The sequence below is a fragment of the Paenibacillus sp. J31R34 genome (assembly GCF_059383715.1).
In genome coordinates this window covers 242,946-260,142 of the sequence record NZ_JBXENU010000003.1, presented here as the reverse complement: position 1 = coordinate 260,142, position 17,197 = coordinate 242,946, and the positions used below count along the sequence as shown (strand labels likewise).

The following is a 17,197-nucleotide window of genomic DNA, read 5'->3' as shown; positions in this document are numbered from 1 at the left end:
CTAGAATATGTATACGCACCATAAGCAATCACTGGACAAATTCGTAGAGTCGCTGAAATCTGATCCAAACCTATTAGCCGTGATAACGGCCGGCTCTATCGCGAAAGGTACGGCCAAGGAGACATCGGATATCGACGTATATTTGCTTGTCACGGATCAAGAATTTGAAGAGCGGAAGAAAACCCATGCGTTAGCTTACACGACCCATGAATTTTGCAATTATGAAGATGGCTATATCGATGTCAAAATCATCAATATGCGGTTTTTGGAGCTGGCCGCCGAGAAAGGCAGCGAGCCGACCCGCGCTTCTTTTACAGGCTCGCAGGCTTACTACTCCGTCGTTCCAGGGTTAAATGAACTGCTAACCAAAATACCGGTATATCCCGAGCAGAACAGAACCCAAAACATCAAAGATTTTCAAGCACAGGTGCTGCTTTACGGTTATTATTTTGCGGGGGAAGCCGTCAAAAAGAATAACCCTTATCTGCTGTCGCAAGTCGTCAGCAATCTGGTGTTATTCGGAAGCCGAATTATTTTGGCGCATAATCGCATATTGTTTCCTTGCCACAAGTCCATGATGGCTGAGGTCGAAAAAGCACCGGAAAAACCGGATACCTTTCTCAAGCTTTGCCATGAGCTGTTGTTAAATCCGACCCATGAAAAATGCCAGGAATTAACCGACGTTATACTAGGTTTTCTAGACCTGAAATTATCATCTGAGCAAGCGGTCACTCGATTTATTCAGAACAATGAATGGAACTGGATCGATCAGTCCCCTCCTTTGCAAGATAGATAGCTATATAGACGGATAAGTCAAAAAAACAGCCTCTGCCGCTGAAGCTTCAACGGTTATGAGGCTGTTGCTTTTTCATTTTTAGGGATCAGTTGAATCACGATCATATTGCTTGATCAACCAAAGACATGCTAGTATATCAGTTAATGGCATGCATTAAAACATACATATTGAGGTTAATATAACAATCCATATTTTTGATACATATACAACTAGAGGTGAAACAGATGCTAAAAGTTAACCGTGACGACGAACGCCCCATATGGCAGCAGCTGCTTGATCAAGCTATCCATAATATCACAACTGGAAATTGGCCTCCCGGTGAATTGCTGCTTCCTTCTCGCGAACTCGCACTACTCGTCGGTGTCTCTCGCTCAACTATACAAATTGTTTATGAGGAATTATTCAGTCGTGGCTACACGGTTACTTCCCGGCGCGGCGGAACTAGAGTAAGTGACTGGACCCACAAAACCCGTTTTATGGAGGAGGTTATTGCTCGCGGGCCTGTTACTCCTGAGCTGCCTTTATTAAACGATGCAGTCAGCCAGTTGCAAAATTGGTTCAGAGGCAAGGAAAATAGAAATGTGGAAATCGATTTCAGCCCACACGAGCCTTATTTGGATCAACATTTTCAAACGAACTGGAGACAATCCTTTTTACAAGCCTCCAAAGAAACGGATCTAGCCAGCTGGGCTTACGGCAATCCCTATGGTTTCGTGCCGCTGCGCGAGCAGATTCAACGTTATTTGTCACTTGAGCGAGGCGTCCACGTTCATATCGATCAAATCATATTAACTTCGGGCGCACAGCATAGTCTGGATTTAATTGCCCAAGCCCTGTTAAATGAAGGAGAAACCGTTTGCGTTGAAGATCCCGGCTTTCCCGCTTCATGGATGGCGATGAAATATCGGCGGATGAATGTTATTCCCATCCCTGTCGACCATTACGGAATACAAGCAGACCGTATTCCCCCTCAATCAAAGCTTGTTTATGTTACGCCTTCACATCAGTGTGCAGTTGGAGTGATTACGTCGGAGCCTCGCAGACAGCAATTGCTGCATATGGCGGCCCAACATCAATTTTGGATAGTTGAGGACGACTACGATAGTGAGTTTCGATATCGTGGCGACCCACTCCCAACCTTGTTTAGCCAGCAGCCTCAGAACACGCTGTATATGATGAGTTTTTCCAAAATGGTCGCTCCTGGCATTCGGATATCAGCGATCGTTGGTCCAACAGCGGCCATTCGCCAGCTTGCCTATGTCCATGAATTAACCTATCGCCATCTTCCGATTATGGAGCAATTGACGCTTGCTCATTTTATCGAGCATGGGCATTTCATGCGCCATATGAGAAGAGTCAGAAATGTATATCGGCGCAGACATGAAGCCATGACAAAGGCCATCATCGCGACCGGTCTAAGTGCACGTTTTAAACTTAGCGGTGTAGAGACGGGATTGCATATGCTTCTTGAAGCTGAAGACTCATTTGATGAAGAAGCCGCAACAAACCAAGCGCTCGAAAAAGGCATACGTGTTTATCCACTTAGCAAGTATTGTTTGGAAAGCGATCGAAAAGGATGGGTGCTAGGCTTTGCTAAAGTAGACGAGTCAGCAATAGAGACAGGCATTCATCGTCTTGCGGAGCTGCTTTTATAATTTAAGCAGCTCCGGCTAAGCTTAACAATTTCCATCCCTTTTTAGTCCATCTGCACCCGTATTCATTTTCATGCTGCTTATTATTTTTGTTCAGCTTGTTGGATTCCACTCGTCCTATCATGTTTGTGGCGAAATTGTCCATGTATCAAAATATGCGCAGCCAAGCCTGCAACAAGACCCCAGAATGCACCGCCAACACCAAGTAAGGTAACATTTGCAGCCGTTGCCAAAAAAGTAATCAGCGCTGTCTCACGGCCCTTAGGCTCAGTTAAAGCGCCCGCAAGGCTGCTGCCAATTGTCCCGAGCAATGCGAGACCCGCTAACGTCGCGATGAAGGTAGCTGGAAGAATTAGAAACAGAGCAGCCAGCGTCACACCGAATAGGCCAACAACCATGTAAAAAATGCCGCAGGCAATACCTGCAAGGTAACGTTTTGTAGAATCCTCGTGCGCATCTTTACCAGTACAAATCGCCGCTGTAATGGCTGCTACATTGAATGCATGCGAGCCAAATGGCGCTGCAAACAGTGAGCCCAGACCCGTTACGATCAAAATTGGATTCGCACTCGTCTTAAACCCATCATTTCGCAAGACTAGCATCCCAGGCATATATTGTCCCGTCAATGTAATAATGAACAACGGCAAGGCAACACCCAATAAAGCATGCAACGAAAATTCAGGAACAATAAATACCGGCGATGCGATAGCTAATTTAATCGTGCTGAAATCTACTTTCCCCAAGCTGATTAAATAAATAAGCCCAATGATTAAAATGCCGACGATAGCATAACGGGACGTATACCTTTTTAATAGTACATAAGCAGCAAACAAGACAATGACCAGCAAAGGATCAGCTTTCGCTCCGCCAAAGGCGGAAATACCAAACTGTAGTAAAATACCTGCTAGCAGACCAGAAGCAATGCCTGGAGGAATAAGCCGGACGAACCTTTCGAACATTCCCGATATTCCTAAAACAATAAATCCTAAAGCGGAGATGATATAAGCACCTATCGCTTCCGCATAGGGAGTTATCGCTAATACCGAAACGAGAAAAGCCACACCTGGTGTTGACCAAGCTGTAATAATCGGTTCACGGTATCGATAGCTTAGCCATATACCCGTTATCCCCACACCAACGGAAATCGACAATATCCATGAAGCGGTCATTTCGGGACTCAGACCCGCCACTTTTGCCGCCTGAAATACGAGAATAAATGTCCCCCCGTAGTTGACAATGACAGAAATTAACGCAGCTATAGTGGGCGATATCCAATCACGGCCGCGCAGCGAAGATGATGTTGGGTTCATTTGCACTCTCTTTAACATTTTAACAACCTCATTTTTCTTATTTGTACATTTTTTCTTCCTCGATTGGATTGGCTTTCGCCGTAATATGATAAGGATCAACTCGGTAGACTTGAACAGATGATTGGAAAATAGCTGACTTATATTTCTCTACATGCTGCTTGGACAACGGACGGTTATAGTAGCCAGGCACATATTTATGAAGCATTTCCTGCAGCATATAGGTAGCTTCTTCCAGATCATCGATAAGCTCGGCCTTACCGAAAATCATAACACTCATATATGCTGTGTCCGTCTTAGCTGGTACGGGATCGGTAATGGTTCCATATTCTTCGCAAACCGTAAAACAGACCTCGGAATTCGCACTCATGACCTGATTACGCCTCCCGCCCGCGGCTCCATGAAAATAAAGCTTCCCCTTTGCCCAAACAAAATTAAGCGGAACCACATACGGCAGCTGACCATCAACCATACCAAGATGACCAATTCGCGCTTTATGCAAAAAGGCATCTATTTTGTCACTGTCCAACACTTCTCTTATCTTGTAACGAACTCCATCCATTCTCAACCACTCCTCAAATGCTGAATTTCCGTTAGTATATCAGTCATTGGAATGAATGAGTACATCCAAAAATACAGCATTTGAGCAATCCATATTTTTAACTAAGTAGAGCAGATCATATTCTTGCTGATAAATTTTTGAAAGGATGGTATAGACAAAGGGGAAGGGTTCGCCAAGTCTAGAGCGGGTAACAAACGGTCTATGATTGAATTGGGGCAAATCGTTTGGGGCTGGGGGAACCAGGGGGAATATAATACACGCAAGCGAAGGATGTATTGAAAAAGGGCTCAAGTTCATTAGTCAGTCTGAAATGCCCTCCTGGAATAAATATTAGAATAACGCACTGCTATTATTCAATATCTATTCTAGGAGCATTTTTATGCAAAAAAAGGGACATCAGCTTATACGATACATACTTGAAGTGAGCGTCGTAAATAATCATTTGTAAGCATTTAAATCTCCTATTACTTTGATTTTCGTTCTTCCGGCTTAGCAATGTCTGTTTGATTAAGCAAATAATCGATGCTGACACTATAAAATTTAGATAATGTGATCAATACTGCGGTTGGTATGTCCAACTCTCCACTCTCATATCGAGAATAGGTTGCTTGTGAAATATGCAGCAACTTGGCCATCTCCTGCTGAGTTAAATCCTTATCTTCACGTAAATCCCGAATTCTTTTATACATTTTCATCACCCAACGGTAATCTTCCTCACTCTCTTACTATATAAAGTTAGCAGAAGAAAAACCGCTTCAGCTGAAGCGGCGAGATTAACAAGACATGCTTATTTTTTCTTAGGCATGGATTTTATAAACACAATTAAACCTCCAATACAAATGCCAACTATAGCCCAACCCGCTATAAAAAATATTGAATTCAAAGCGCTTACCTCCTTTAATAGATATGGCTTCTGATAGATGTTATAGATCCATATTGTTTATCCCAATTGTAGCATGTGACTCAATGTCCGCGCTAATCCATATGCTCCAGTATAACCTCTAACATGATTTTACAAATTCCTCAAACAGCCTAAAGTTATAACTATCCGATTTGTAACTGAACTCTGGATGCCACTGAACGGCTAAAACAAACTTTTTCTCAGGCATCATAACGGCTTCTATTAAACCATCTTCAGCATTTGCCACAGCAATGAGTTGCTTGGACAGCTCCTTAATCCCCTGATGATGGTAACTATTGACTCTTAAATTCTCCGTTTCAATAATACGGTAAAGCGGGTTTCCCTTTTCTATGTAAACATTATGAACGGGTTCAGAATAGGGGGGTGCTTGTTTATGTTTAATGCTGCTCTCCGACTTGAATTGAGTCGGCATATCTTGGTATAGCGTGCCTCCTAGTAAGGCGTTGAACAACTGTAAGCCGCGGCAAATGCCGAACGCTGGTTTATCCAATTCTAAAACTTGTTTGAATAAGGCGCTCTCCATCACATCTCGCTCCTGGCAGAGCACTCCGCAAATATCCTCTATCTGCTCACCATAAATTTCAGGATTAATATCGTGTCCACCTGTAAAAAGAAATCCGTCAAACATATTTGCTATTCTAGTTATATTCTCTACATCTGAGGTAAGTGGCAATACAAACGGAATTCCACCTGCTTCTTCAATCCCTTTCATATAGCCTGGAAGCATCCAATAGCTTTCTTTGTCCCCATCATACAACGGCAATACGCCTATAGTTGGTCTCACCATGCTAAACTCCTCCGTGAATATATCTTTTTATTGATATATTATACAACAAACTATTTATGGTATGCAGCATGTCAGCTTAATTACCATCTCTGGCGAGCTATTTTATTTTCTTTGTAAAATATTGTCGCACAAAAGAAAACACCCTGATTTCTCAAGGTGTGGCTGTCGAGAACGTCTAAGAGGCTTGACAGTTTAGGAAACTGTAGCTCTATTTTAACTAACCATTGGGTCGGCAGGGCATTCACTTATTTACGTGCGAGTATAATCGTATTTAGCCAGGTCAACTCCCACAGGGTAAGCGTACCTTTTTGCGCCTTCTCAATCCATGTCTTGTCAGTAATCACCTTTTTATCAAATAGGGATTGCAGCGCCGCTACAAGCATTTTCTTTTGAGCCTCAGATAGCTTCATTTCTTGTTCATCTTCTACTGCCTCTGCCTCTGACTCTGCCTCAACAGCATCATATTTTTTAAGGTCATTAGCTTTGATAATCGCCAGCAACTTGCTTGCATAAGCCGAGTCAGTCGCATATCCGCAGGCATACAGCGCTGCCGCTTGCTCCTCTGGTGTTTTAGCTGTCCTCACACGGGCGTAACGGCTGAGGCCAAACAATAGGTCTTGATCCATGTAAAAATCATACAGGGTATCGTATGCCCTAAATGCAGCCGTGATATTGACCGTCTTACCGTTGTACTCCTCCCACGTTCCTTTATTGACAGCCTTACCACGCCAGTAGGCGTTAGGCTTACCGATACCGACTTTAATGCCGCCAAGATTATTCCAATCGTGAATTTTGCAGCCAGTCTCTAAAATATTTTGAGCCAGTCTCACCGATGGTAGCATTGGCGATCCCTCCCGCCGCGCTCGCAGTACATGAGGCGCTAATGTCTCGATGAACGCCGCTCGACTATACTGAGTCATTTTCTTTTCCTCCTTTAGCTCCCCGTTGGGAGCTCTATCAATGATTACTTATAGTTCTGAGTTTATCATTTATTAACAGATTGAGAAATAAATCTGCCCCAACCTGCGCGGAAGGCTTGCTCTCAACGACTGCCAGATGTGATAAATCAGCCGAATCGTGAGTCCGCAGTAAATTGACCCAGCAGCACTGATAACATATGTTGCAAATTTCCGAATGCAGGTAGCGCAAATAAAAAAAGTGTTCGTGGCCGTATTTAACATTTTTTCAATATAAACAAGCAGAGGTCTTACGTGATCAGACGTTTAGGACGTACTATTTTCGGACGTATAAAAAACGCCTCCACTTCGTAAAACTCGTTAACGAAACGATAATTACGAAGAGCAGGCGTACAGGTCTATGTTAATATAACATCGCAGTATACTTTTTAATAAAAGCAGAAACACGAAAACCCTTGATACATATGGGTTTCGATTTTAGGTACCATATTACATCAGAGTGAATTATAGTGAAACAAAGCAAATTCCGCCCCCAAATCCGTCCCCAACGGCAAAAAAGACGCTCAATCTTCTTGAGTTTGTCGAATCGGAAAGCCCCATACAAAAACAAAAGACCCCTTATGTATCAAGGGATCTCAGGTTCTTTTCTGTATGCCGAGGACCGGGATCGAACCGGTACGGTAGTCACCTACCGCAGGATTTTAAGTCCTGTGCGTCTGCCAATTCGCAATTATCGTATACATACCGCTGTTTCCCAGCGTTTTGCTCTTCGTAATATTCGTCACAACGCACAGGATACGGACAGACAATCGGAAAGCACTCGGATATGCGAGCGCACTTTTGTCGTGTACCTACGCGTTGGTGTTAACGAGACGAAGTATAACACGGACGGACTACGCTTGTCATTCACTCTTGTCTTCCCATACCTCCTAAGATTTAAAAACTGCGCGGAAACTAGATACACCTGATTTAGCGCCTTTTGACCACCGCCTTGGGGGTATGCGTCACTTCACCGCATTAACGCGTTGGCATGTACACAAAAGCCGCCTTTTACGCAATAGTCTAATCGCCGCAAACCCGCGCCGTTACTGGATTCTTACGTTTTCGTCCGTCTGCCGAACCGCTCAGAAACGTTCTATGCACCGTTTATACATCGTTTATGCAACGTTATGCAGACGCCAGAGCCTCCGTGACCCCGTGAGATTTCGGAGCCTCGCCCGGAGAGAGGCGCTTGCAAGTGCGGAAGCCACCCCCCCGATGTTGCTCGTATGTAACTTTTTAGGACATAAAATTCGCGAAAAATAACGCCAGAAAAACGCCGCTATCGGTTGATATACAAGGGATTTCGGGCGTTTCCAGCTCATTGCGTAACTATTAGCGTCAAGGTTACATGAAAAGTTTCGGAAGGGCACGCACCTGGACGCGGTTGCAGGAAAATTCCGTAAAAGTGTAATTTTCGGACACCTTTTGACGTATAATTAACTCCAGAAAAGCCTGTATCTACGCCGATTCACGTTCCTTTTATCTAATTTCGCCTATTACCGTAAAAACACGACTCTGCCTCACATTATCGTACTAATTATGAGCCCCATGTACCGTTCATCTGAAAGTATCTGCGCTATTGTCGGCGACTTCGACTTCATACGAAGCTTTTTTAAATGTCGCTGTATCGCGATATTAAGTGCGTCATCAAAGTCTTCACGCTGTCTCCAACGATAAAGCGTGCGGACACTAATACTGAGTTTCTTCGCAATATCTGCGTAATTAGTTCCCCGTTTTATTACGAGTAGTTCGATAGCGCATTGTTGTATTTCCGATAGCGGCCGCTTCTTCCGTTTCCCCCTTCGTTTTTGCATATATTCACCTCCGTAAACAGAAATAAACGGAGCGCCAGCGTACACATACCGCCGATGCTCCGTTGTATTGCGTATTAGTTTTGTATCGGCCCTCCTGGCGCAGCTCCTCGGCTGCTGCTTCCGAATTTACCGTTCGCAGCGGCTGCATCACGTATTTTCGTATACATGACAGATATTATCTTGTCTGCATCGGCTTCCTTCGTAATTTCGTTATTCATCACAAGGTTGACCGTCGTAGTATTTGACACGCTCGTATTGAATGGGCCGGACTGCGCATAAGCGTCCCGCGCGGCCGCCATACCGCCAGCGTTAAAACCTCCGATTGGATTAAGCGTACCTTTCGGCGTCGCGGAGTATTCCGCTTGTAGCTTCTCTTTTGCCAAGCGTGCCGCAGCTTTTTCGTCGCCTGCGCCTAGTTCTTGATAGAGAATTAAGTCCCAAGCGCCTTTACTGACGTCGGTCATGCCCTTATCAAACGCCATACCGATGTCAATCGTTTTAATAAGCCAGCCGAAGTAATCCGACTCGCGCATACCGTTCATGATACCGGTCATTAAGCTTTTTCCGATGCTCAGTCCTACGCCCGCTATTTGTTCGGACGATCCTTCCAACGCATCAACTAACGTCTTTGTAATCTTTTCTGAATAACCTTCGAACGCGGTTTGGCCTGACTTCGCCCACCAAGTATCGAACGTATCTTTAACGGTATCAAAGACAAATTCGACTTTACTCTCAAACGTAGTCAAGCGTTGAAATTCAGGGTTATTCGTAAAATTATCAAAAATGTAATCCTTCCCCTTATCAACCGCGCTTTGTACGGCTTCCGTTATCGTAGGTGAGTATTTTTCGATCATGTCCGAGGCTGATAATGCGAAATCACGTATGATCGGCATCGTCGGTGCTAGGGCAGCTATCTGCAACGTCTCAAGCGCGCCATTAAACTGCTCTACCGCGCCTCCCGCACCTTCCATTTTCGTTTTGGCGACGTCTAGTGCGGTCGTTTTCGATAGTTCCCGTTGAAACTCCTTAATCCCCTTGGACCCCGCTTTAAACATAGAGGACGCAGCCTTGACACCATCTGTACCGAACATCTCCAGCATTAAGTCGGTTCTCTCTTGCTCGGAAAACCCTTTAAACGCTTTTTGTAGTACGTCCGCAATCCCGCCGATGTCTTTGATTTTTCCGTCTTCAAAGAACTTGTTGGCTTCGCCTACGCCAATGCCTAGCTTTTTAAATAGCTGCGTGGCTTTCTTCGTCTGCGGCTGCAAGTACATAAGCATCGACTTGAAGCTCGTACCCGCGTCCGAACCGCCCTTAAGTCCGTCATTGGACATAATCCCGATCGCGGTATTCAGATCAAGGAGGGAAAGACCGAACATATCCGCTACTCCACCAGCCGAGGCGAGCGCGTAACTGATTTCATGGACTGACGTTGCGCCTGCGTTAGCTGTTCCCGCGAGTATATCCGATGCTTGGGCGGCACTCAAACCGTCTTTCTTGAACGCGTTCATTGAAGTAGCCATTGTTTCCGCAGCTTCTTGTAGCTCAAGCCCGCCCGCAGTCGCAAGATTGAGCGCTGCTTCTAATCCGCCTGCCTCAATGGTAGCGGACGCCATACCCGCTTTTAGCAGCTCTTCAATTGCTTGGCCCGCTTCCATCGCGCTATACTTCGTACTTGCGCCCATTTTAAGCGCGAGTGATTGCATTTCCGCCATTTCTTCGTTTGTGCCGCCCATTACGGACTTAACTGAAAGCATCTGCGACTCGAAATCCATCGATTTTTTGAATGAGTCCGTAATAACCGACATACCCGCAAACGCGCCAGACACGCCGATCGCCGCCGACGACAATGCGCCAAACCTCCCCGCTACACCCGCCAGTGAAGATGTGATGCTACGCATTGGCTTAGAGACGTTATCTACTAATCGAAGACTAGCCGTAATGTCAAAACTCATTCTATCACGCCCCCTTCATGCGATCGCGGAATATAAAGCCGGTATATTCTCTAGCTGAAGCCGTTGCCCTGTCAAAGTGTACGTTCGCCGTTTCCCAATTCGCACTAACTGCGGCAGCGATTCCGTTCCTATGCGCTTGTAATCCGCTCAGAAGCTTTGTAAGTGCTGACCGCTGTTTCATCTTCGGAAAGCGCAGGCTGCGGAGTTGCGTAATGACCTCCGCGAATACAGCGTCAGCAACGCGCATTTTATCTGCAAATTGTTCGCGTGTTATATCTCCGTTTATCAGCGCCTCTCCACACAGGCGGAAATACGTTCCGTTGTAAGGATTCAGCGCGGAAGTAATGCGTGATACCTCCGCATATAATTGTTCCTCCGTCTTTTTCATCGTACAATCGCCTCCACCGCTTCTTTAAGTTTAAGATAACGTGCCGCATCCGTTGTGGACTTAGATAACGCTGCCGCATGATACATCTTCGCAAGCTCGTCCATGTTGACGCGAATGCCCGCGATAGAAACTGTACTAAGGTCAACGTCCTGGCCGCGATAAATGACGTCTTCATCGCCAGTAACCGCAATTTGTCCATTATCTAGAATAGAGAACTGCGCTGCCGATTGATCCAACGAGGATGGAGCAACGTTCGATACATCAAAACGCCAAGTGTCATAGGAAGAATTTGTGTATACACCTACGGACGCTTTATTTTCAGTATTTTCGATTCCTACGTTAAGGTGAATATACTCCGCTCCTTGCGGTAGAAAGTGAAGATGACTTGTACCATCCTCACGGATATAACTTAGAGCTTCAACTGTTCCGGTTAATCTAATATAAGGCCATCCCGCAATTGGAACAGTCCCATGTCCCATTCCGCTAAACGACTTTCTTTCGATTTTCATTACGCTTCCCCCTGTTCGGATATTTGCCGTTTCAGATCGGCATACTTAACTCGGTCCTCTATACGGCCGCTTACCGCTGCTGTTTCTCTCGCTTCTTGAACGTCAGCTTCCGTAATTGGCGCTGGCATATCGTCTTCAACCGGAGCCGCGCCAGCTAATTGCTCCTGGCGCTTCCGTTTCATTGCCGCAAATAGAACGCGATTATCTATCGACGGATGCCCCGCAGCCAATACACCGGCCTCTGTAACGTGCTGCTGCGTAATCTTAGCTCCGCTTTCAACAAACTGGCGTAGTTCATAGACAGTTGCGCGGTACTGCTGCGGATTACCTTCAACTAACTTGCGTTGATCTTTCATTAACTCGTAACGGGCAGCGTCTTCTTCGGAACCCGTCTCCTTAGCGCGATCTTCCAACTTGCGGAGGTACTCGTCTGAAGGACAGCTGGCGTACGGACTGTCTCCGTCGTCAAAAAGCGCCTTAGTCAGCGCCTCGAAATCGTGCTTGGCTGTTGCATACCTCGCCATCTTGTGCGGAGAACTTCCGGACGATTTCGCTTCGAGGCGCAGGCGTTCCAATTTACTCGCGGTCATTATCGTCATTAATTAATCCCCTTTTCCGGCAACTTTCGATTAGTGGAAATGTACATAAGTTCCTCATCCCGAATTCGCGGTAGGCTACTCATGTCAATAATGTCATGAACGGAAATGCGGTCACCTGGTCGGCTTTTATCGTCTAAGCGAACCATTTCTCTAATCTCTCCCTGTGCGTGTGTGTAGGAATCTTTTAGTTTATAAACGTCGAGTACAGCGCTGTAATATTCCAAACGAGCGGCTACCATTCGATCAACGATAGGCTGAAGCTCCTTTTGCTGTACTTCCGTTCGATAAGGACCGTTCCAGTCAATTGTCAGGTCTCGAACACTAATCCGTTCACTCGCCTTTGCTTGACGAAAAAAGTCGTATGCTGCGCGTAATTCAGACTCCGCAGCCGATTTAGCTGCTTCTGACGCGGAAATTTTGGCCCGTAATTCGCTTTTCTTCGCACTCATATCTTCGCCCGTCTCAAACTCGCGACGCATTAACCCGTCCATTTCTGCTAAATCAGAAGATAAACGGTCGGCCGCTTCAGTCACTCTTTGTTGATAACCAGCTACGACCTTATCGTGCCTCGCACCTTGTTCGAGAAATGCTTCCCGCAATTTCCATTTAATCAATGTTAAACACTCCTTTTAGTTTTGTTTTAATTCGTTCCCATCGAGTCGGCTTCCTAATTGGCGTAGAAGATGGCGGCGGTTCTGGTGCCATCCATAATTCACGTATAACCGCATATTCCTGCGAATCTGGCTGAAACACGCGATACAGCGAAGCCAACTCTTCTTTATGCGTAAAAGCAACGTTAATCCCTAAAACGGGTAAGAACGCTTTAAACACTTCTTCGTTATCCGTCCGTAAATCAATCGCCTCAACACTGTGTACGCTCATGAGTTCAATAATTGCGTATTTGATATTACATTCATTTTCGATCGGCTTCACAATACTATCCGCCTGACGCCCATGTTCGTCATAAAGGATAGCGGACATAAAGCGTAGTCTACCGACATCGGCTACGATAATCTCGACGAGCGGCCGCATCAGCGTGATACCTCTACGAGCTGCACGTCTACGGCGCATGGTCGGCCGCGTCGGTCTACACTTTCCTCGTACGCTACCGTTACACCATCGCGAATGAATGACGCGTTGCCGTCTACAATCGCGCTAACGTGGAAGAAAAGCCGCGCCTCTCCGATCTTGCCGAATCCTTTTTCCGCGTTGTAATAGCGAACCTTATCGGTATGCTTGGACGAGCTGACCGGTAGATAATCCGGCTCTCTTCGTTCAATCGCTGGCTTTCGCGGTGACTTGCCGAGCGACGGTCCGATAAACTCGATCGCAGCTCCGGTAAGTTCGTCATTCTCCGGCCACATAACCGGCTCAAACTGGCGCTGGGCAAAACTCTTTAATGACGCTACTGGTTTCGTATTCGTTTGCTTTCCATTCATTTTCTACTTGCTCCCCTTCGTTTTTTAATCAATAACGGAGCTAAACGCCGGATATGCGCATCGCTCACGGAATCTCCGTACATTAACGTTCCTGCCACATCTCCCGTATCCGTACTTACAACGGTAACAAGGCGTTGGTAGCCGTTAGGCGGTAGCTTTTCGATACTGGAAACGAATAACATGCGCTTACCTCCTCCGCTTGGCTATTGTGCTGAGATATCGACACGCAATCGAATCCTCATCGCGCCATAGCTTGCAACGCGTATCCGCCTTGCCCATAGCGGTTAGTAATGAGCAGCTTTTCGCCGCGTTTAGGTAGCCGCAATAGGTCGTATCTTCACGTTGCTGCTTCACATTGGCCCCTCCTTCGAAATAGCTGCGTATTTGGTACGCTTTTCGCTGATTCTGCCGTATTTTAGGCGCGCTAAAGAAGCCCCGAAGGTATTTACACCTCCCGTGCTTGCAACGTCTAATATGCGGTTAAAACGGCGTTTAGCGATCTACGTTAACGCCGAGTAGATTTCGCGCCGAACGCTTCCTTTTCGACGGGACTCGGTACTGAATCGCGATTAAACTACCCTCGCGATAATAACGGGCCATTTCGATAAAGTCCGGATAACTGCGTCTTATCTTCGCGATTACTTCGCGGTCCTCAACATAAGCGGCCAGGCTATCGCTGTCCATACGCCACAACCGGTTAGCGACTTGCATGATAATCACCGCCTAGCTGGACAAGCGTCGTGTTTGTCATCGTAAATCTGTCCGGATAATGGCCTGCTTCAATTCCGGCATAAAGCACGAACAGAATTGCCGCGCGAATCTCCGGCTTTGTAATAGCAGCATTGCGCGTCGGCGCATAGGCTTTGCAGAATACCGTCGCCAGGCGCTCGGCAAGCGCGAAGAACTTCGACTCTTCCATTTTGATGACGTGTGAGGGCGCATTTGCTTCCGCCTTTACGAACCGGACGACCTCCGAGAAATAACCGTCGTAAACCTCGTCGTCAATGTGGTAGGCGGTAACCTTCAGCGGCCGCTTGCCTTCAGCGTAGTTAATAAGCGTGTACCCTTCTTCGTTAGCAGATACGGTAACCATTCCGATCTTCCTCGCTACGGAGTGCTGCGGTCTGCCTCCTTATTGAATTGGAGCCCGCGTTTTCCCAACCGTTTAGAGTCCGGCTGTAAGACGATTTTTGTGTGAAGAAAAAGACGCCTTATAGCGTCATATTGTCGAACTGTTTCTCACGTCGAATCGCTTCAAGCACGTCCGTGTCGCCGCCGTAACGCTGCTTGATTAGATGCGATAATCTGTCGGATACACTACGGTGATGGCTCTCAACGGCTGCAATCGTTGACTCGGCTACCCCGACCGAGTGGGCGAATGCTGCCTGTGACATGCCCTTACTCACCCGAATAGCTCGGATAGTTTCGCTGTTCACGCTTGTTACCTCCTTTGTTCTATCGAATCCTTACTAGGTGTCAAATAAATAAAGGGGTATTTCTCCCCGTCACTTATATATGGAAACCAGCAGACAAAAATATAGGGAATTTTCGAAAAAATTAGGATATTTCTTTATTTTCTTTCGGGATATAAACCCGCCTATCTAAGTCTACCTGTCCGCCGCCGCCTGTAAATGACTCATACGAAATCTCTCTATCCTGTCGTTTTTGGACATCGTACCATTCTGCGTCTGCATTTTTCACCGGATATTCTACAGTTCGTTCTTCTCCCTGCACCGGACGCATGAGAAAATCTGCGAATATGTCCAACACAGAAAAGCGCGCCCGCCCACTCTTACGCCTAGTCATCGGATGTCGATATTTTCGTGATTCAAGCTGCTTACGGAGCCATCCCGACCTTCCAAGCATTTCTAAAGCTGATTCGATTATCATTACACGAAGATCGTCGTCCATTATCTTGTAATGTGCATCCCAGAAAGCATACAAGTTTAAGTAACGGTTTACATTGCCCGTTTCGATTCTTTGCTCCCTCTTTTTTCGATTCAAATTTCGTATTGGCTCTATGTTGTTCATAAGTACCCCCTGTTTAAGTTGACCTTTGACTAATTGAATGCTATATTTGACGAATAAAGATAATGCAATTAGTGTGTACGTTTTGTCCTATAATAGGTTTATTTATTAATTAAGGATGCTCTATACTCTTTAAGTACCGCCACTCCCTGCCTACGTGGTAGTAATCTCCTTATCTCCTGCTCGGTATAGAAGTGCCTAACACACGCGTTAAAATCACCGCTACCAGCTTCGTAACTACGTTTGTCCAAACTTTCGCCACCTAAATTCATCCGGTAAAGGTTCGGCTTCTTCTTGAACGTCCCTTTCTGCGCTTGATTCCGACTTATAATCGCGATAACTCCGATCTTTTCGAGTTCGTCTATCTTCCGCCGTGCCGTCCTTGCATCTATCCCCGCAGCCTCGCCCATTTGCGCTGATGTCATATAAAAAACTCCGGACTCGTTCGCCCACCGCTTTGAATGAATTAACATCGCGTAAGTCAGCGCCTTTTGCGCCTTCCCTGGACAGCTCCTAATTATCGTGTCAATTTCGTTAAATGAGACGGTCAAATCGCGATTTTGCTCCGTTATCAACGTCTTATCGTGATCGTATACGTAGTCTACGCATTCCCGTAAGTCTCGCATACAATACGCCCAATCTGACGTATAGAGCCGCGCGTCCTGCCATGCAAACCATTCCGTTATTGCATTTAACGCGTATGGCCGCTCAACTCCGTTATGGTTCATTAGGCGCGCTAGTAGTAGAAACGATTTATGGCGCTGGCCCGGCCCCGTCATTCCTTCGTTAAAGCGATTAGCTGCGTGAGCCAACGTGTAGCTCTCAGACTGGTCGTATGTAGCAAGCGGTTTATGTAGGCTAACCGCGTCCTCCATATCGGCAGCTTCACGGTTTTCGTACGCCCGGTCTTCCGCAATCAGATCCAACACGTCCGCATGATTCGTTTTCTTTAGCGTAAGAAAATACGCTATTGATTCGTCGCGGTCCATCACGCGCAAGCCGTCACCAATCTCACAGAAACCGCAGAATGCCGCTGTTTTCTGATGAACACCGAGCGGCAACTTCACTCCTTGCGTCGATGACGGACGAAACTCGACCTCACCGCCCGTAGCTCCGGATAAATCCGCTCTCGCAATAATAAGGCTAAAAACTTGGCGCGAAGATTCGAGGCTAATCGCCTTGTCGAAAAACAGTTCGACATGATACCCTTTAGAGCCGCTATACGAGATCGCGTAATTATGAAGGCCTACTCCGTCTAATGTATGGGCCAGCTTGTACGTCACCCACTTGGCGACGACTGGATCGCGGTAGTCTACGTCAAAACAGATAAACTTTGTGAGGTAAGCACCCGCGAACGTGCCTATCGGACGTTTTCCGTTGAGGTGACCTTGTAAGTGATGGAGGCGCAGCGACCTGCGGGTATCGTTTCGTGTTACATAGCTACCGTTGAGCATTTGGATAAGGTAATGGTAATGCTGAA

The 17,197-nt window shown here is 46.3% G+C and carries 21 protein-coding genes; 2 read left to right on the top strand and 19 right to left on the bottom strand.

Annotated features, from left to right (window positions below; all coding sequences use genetic code 11):
* Nucleotides 1-7 precede the first annotated feature (7 nt).
* Both AC50YG_RS10560 and pdxR read left to right on the top strand, forming a co-directional pair.
* Nucleotides 8-796, top strand: coding sequence for a nucleotidyltransferase domain-containing protein (locus AC50YG_RS10560; protein ID WP_494826679.1), 789 nt, complete (start codon nt 8-10; stop codon nt 794-796).
* A 224-nt stretch (nt 797-1,020) separates the two neighbouring features.
* Nucleotides 1,021-2,451 (top strand): MocR-like pyridoxine biosynthesis transcription factor PdxR, encoded by a 1,431-nt coding sequence (pdxR, locus tag AC50YG_RS10555; RefSeq protein WP_494826677.1) that lies wholly within the window; start codon nt 1,021-1,023, stop codon nt 2,449-2,451.
* A gap of 80 nt (nt 2,452-2,531) precedes the next feature.
* Here pdxR and AC50YG_RS10550 read toward each other — a convergent pair whose 3' ends face one another.
* The 19 genes from AC50YG_RS10550 to AC50YG_RS10460 form a co-directional block, all read right to left on the bottom strand.
* Nucleotides 2,532-3,758 carry a benzoate/H(+) symporter BenE family transporter gene (locus tag AC50YG_RS10550; RefSeq protein WP_494827159.1) on the bottom strand — a complete coding sequence of 409 codons (1,227 nt, stop codon included), beginning with the start codon at nt 3,756-3,758 and terminating at the stop codon, nt 2,532-2,534.
* Nucleotides 3,759-3,795: 37 nt separating this feature from the next.
* Nucleotides 3,796-4,317, bottom strand: a complete 522-nt coding sequence (locus AC50YG_RS10545; protein ID WP_494826676.1) for a pyridoxamine 5'-phosphate oxidase family protein — start codon at nt 4,315-4,317, stop codon at nt 3,796-3,798.
* Nucleotides 4,318-4,781: 464 nt separating this feature from the next.
* Entirely contained in the window at nt 4,782-5,006 is a 225-nt protein-coding gene (locus AC50YG_RS10540; RefSeq protein ID WP_046230814.1) for a helix-turn-helix domain-containing protein, read from the bottom strand.
* A gap of 312 nt (nt 5,007-5,318) precedes the next feature.
* The gene (locus tag AC50YG_RS10535; protein ID WP_494826674.1) at nt 5,319-6,026 is read right to left on the bottom strand and encodes a gamma-glutamyl-gamma-aminobutyrate hydrolase family protein; all 708 of its coding nucleotides are present in this window, start codon (nt 6,024-6,026) and stop codon (nt 5,319-5,321) included.
* Nucleotides 6,027-6,271: 245 nt separating this feature from the next.
* Nucleotides 6,272-6,946 (bottom strand): glycoside hydrolase family 73 protein, encoded by a 675-nt coding sequence (locus tag AC50YG_RS10530; protein ID WP_494826672.1) that lies wholly within the window; start codon nt 6,944-6,946, stop codon nt 6,272-6,274.
* Nucleotides 6,947-8,505: 1,559 nt separating this feature from the next.
* Nucleotides 8,506-8,799 carry a phBC6A51 family helix-turn-helix protein gene (locus tag AC50YG_RS10525; RefSeq protein WP_494826670.1) on the bottom strand — a complete coding sequence of 98 codons (294 nt, stop codon included), beginning with the start codon at nt 8,797-8,799 and terminating at the stop codon, nt 8,506-8,508.
* Between the two features lie 74 nt (nt 8,800-8,873).
* A complete protein-coding gene (locus tag AC50YG_RS10520; RefSeq protein WP_494826669.1) occupies nt 8,874-10,754 on the bottom strand; it encodes a phage tail tape measure protein in 1,881 nt (626 codons plus the stop codon).
* A gap of 4 nt (nt 10,755-10,758) precedes the next feature.
* The gene (locus tag AC50YG_RS10515) at nt 10,759-11,142 is read right to left on the bottom strand and encodes a hypothetical protein (RefSeq protein WP_494826668.1); all 384 of its coding nucleotides are present in this window, start codon (nt 11,140-11,142) and stop codon (nt 10,759-10,761) included.
* A complete protein-coding gene (locus AC50YG_RS10510) occupies nt 11,139-11,651 on the bottom strand; it encodes a hypothetical protein (RefSeq protein ID WP_494826666.1) in 513 nt (170 codons plus the stop codon). The genes AC50YG_RS10515 and AC50YG_RS10510 overlap by 4 nt, the downstream gene beginning before the upstream one ends.
* The gene (locus AC50YG_RS10505; protein ID WP_494826665.1) at nt 11,651-12,250 is read right to left on the bottom strand and encodes a hypothetical protein; all 600 of its coding nucleotides are present in this window, start codon (nt 12,248-12,250) and stop codon (nt 11,651-11,653) included. The genes AC50YG_RS10510 and AC50YG_RS10505 overlap by 1 nt, the downstream gene beginning before the upstream one ends.
* Nucleotides 12,250-12,864: a hypothetical protein gene (locus AC50YG_RS10500; protein ID WP_494826663.1), complete on the bottom strand. Its 615-nt coding sequence runs from the start codon at nt 12,862-12,864 to the stop codon at nt 12,250-12,252. Before AC50YG_RS10500 ends, AC50YG_RS10505 begins: the two co-directional genes overlap by 1 nt.
* A complete protein-coding gene (locus tag AC50YG_RS10495) occupies nt 12,857-13,183 on the bottom strand; it encodes a hypothetical protein (RefSeq protein ID WP_494826662.1) in 327 nt (108 codons plus the stop codon). The genes AC50YG_RS10500 and AC50YG_RS10495 overlap by 8 nt, the downstream gene beginning before the upstream one ends.
* A gap of 98 nt (nt 13,184-13,281) precedes the next feature.
* Nucleotides 13,282-13,689, bottom strand: coding sequence for a cold-shock protein (locus tag AC50YG_RS10490; protein WP_494826661.1), 408 nt, complete (start codon nt 13,687-13,689; stop codon nt 13,282-13,284).
* 186 nt (nt 13,690-13,875) lie between these two features.
* The gene (locus AC50YG_RS10485) at nt 13,876-14,043 is read right to left on the bottom strand and encodes a hypothetical protein (RefSeq protein WP_494826659.1); all 168 of its coding nucleotides are present in this window, start codon (nt 14,041-14,043) and stop codon (nt 13,876-13,878) included.
* 138 nt (nt 14,044-14,181) lie between these two features.
* Nucleotides 14,182-14,400 carry a hypothetical protein gene (locus tag AC50YG_RS10480; RefSeq protein WP_494826657.1) on the bottom strand — a complete coding sequence of 73 codons (219 nt, stop codon included), beginning with the start codon at nt 14,398-14,400 and terminating at the stop codon, nt 14,182-14,184.
* Nucleotides 14,387-14,782: a hypothetical protein gene (locus AC50YG_RS10475; protein ID WP_494826656.1), complete on the bottom strand. Its 396-nt coding sequence runs from the start codon at nt 14,780-14,782 to the stop codon at nt 14,387-14,389. The genes AC50YG_RS10480 and AC50YG_RS10475 overlap by 14 nt, the downstream gene beginning before the upstream one ends.
* Before the next feature lie 118 nt (nt 14,783-14,900).
* Nucleotides 14,901-15,125 (bottom strand): helix-turn-helix transcriptional regulator, encoded by a 225-nt coding sequence (locus AC50YG_RS10470; RefSeq protein WP_494826655.1) that lies wholly within the window; start codon nt 15,123-15,125, stop codon nt 14,901-14,903.
* Nucleotides 15,126-15,246: 121 nt separating this feature from the next.
* On the bottom strand, nt 15,247-15,720 hold the full coding sequence (locus AC50YG_RS10465; RefSeq protein WP_494826653.1) for a hypothetical protein: 474 nt from the start codon (nt 15,718-15,720) through the stop codon (nt 15,247-15,249).
* A gap of 98 nt (nt 15,721-15,818) precedes the next feature.
* A complete protein-coding gene (locus AC50YG_RS10460) occupies nt 15,819-17,171 on the bottom strand; it encodes a TOTE conflict system archaeo-eukaryotic primase domain-containing protein (protein ID WP_494827156.1) in 1,353 nt (450 codons plus the stop codon).
* Nucleotides 17,172-17,197 lie beyond the last annotated feature (26 nt).

What these genes read in the sequence shown, in the direction of transcription:
- AC50YG_RS10525 (WP_494826670.1), bottom strand. Translation starts at nt 8,799, where the DNA reads ATGCAAAAACGAAGGGGGAAACGGAAGAAGCGGCCGCTATCGGAAATA.
- AC50YG_RS10515 (WP_494826668.1), bottom strand. Translation starts at nt 11,142, where the DNA reads ATGAAAAAGACGGAGGAACAATTATATGCGGAGGTATCACGCATTACT.
- AC50YG_RS10505 (WP_494826665.1), bottom strand. Translation starts at nt 12,250, where the DNA reads ATGACGATAATGACCGCGAGTAAATTGGAACGCCTGCGCCTCGAAGCG.
- AC50YG_RS10550 (WP_494827159.1), bottom strand. Translation starts at nt 3,758, where the DNA reads ATGAACCCAACATCATCTTCGCTGCGCGGCCGTGATTGGATATCGCCC.
- AC50YG_RS10465 (WP_494826653.1), bottom strand. Translation starts at nt 15,720, where the DNA reads ATGAACAACATAGAGCCAATACGAAATTTGAATCGAAAAAAGAGGGAG.
- AC50YG_RS10545 (WP_494826676.1), bottom strand. Translation starts at nt 4,317, where the DNA reads ATGGATGGAGTTCGTTACAAGATAAGAGAAGTGTTGGACAGTGACAAA.
- AC50YG_RS10510 (WP_494826666.1), bottom strand. Translation starts at nt 11,651, where the DNA reads ATGAAAATCGAAAGAAAGTCGTTTAGCGGAATGGGACATGGGACTGTT.
- AC50YG_RS10540 (WP_046230814.1), bottom strand. Translation starts at nt 5,006, where the DNA reads ATGTATAAAAGAATTCGGGATTTACGTGAAGATAAGGATTTAACTCAG.
- AC50YG_RS10535 (WP_494826674.1), bottom strand. Translation starts at nt 6,026, where the DNA reads ATGGTGAGACCAACTATAGGCGTATTGCCGTTGTATGATGGGGACAAA.
- pdxR (WP_494826677.1), top strand. Translation starts at nt 1,021, where the DNA reads ATGCTAAAAGTTAACCGTGACGACGAACGCCCCATATGGCAGCAGCTG.
- AC50YG_RS10480 (WP_494826657.1), bottom strand. Translation starts at nt 14,400, where the DNA reads ATGCAAGTCGCTAACCGGTTGTGGCGTATGGACAGCGATAGCCTGGCC.
- AC50YG_RS10520 (WP_494826669.1), bottom strand. Translation starts at nt 10,754, where the DNA reads ATGAGTTTTGACATTACGGCTAGTCTTCGATTAGTAGATAACGTCTCT.
- AC50YG_RS10530 (WP_494826672.1), bottom strand. Translation starts at nt 6,946, where the DNA reads ATGACTCAGTATAGTCGAGCGGCGTTCATCGAGACATTAGCGCCTCAT.
- AC50YG_RS10560 (WP_494826679.1), top strand. Translation starts at nt 8, where the DNA reads ATGTATACGCACCATAAGCAATCACTGGACAAATTCGTAGAGTCGCTG.
- AC50YG_RS10475 (WP_494826656.1), bottom strand. Translation starts at nt 14,782, where the DNA reads ATGGTTACCGTATCTGCTAACGAAGAAGGGTACACGCTTATTAACTAC.
- AC50YG_RS10490 (WP_494826661.1), bottom strand. Translation starts at nt 13,689, where the DNA reads ATGAATGGAAAGCAAACGAATACGAAACCAGTAGCGTCATTAAAGAGT.
- AC50YG_RS10460 (WP_494827156.1), bottom strand. Translation starts at nt 17,171, where the DNA reads ATGCTCAACGGTAGCTATGTAACACGAAACGATACCCGCAGGTCGCTG.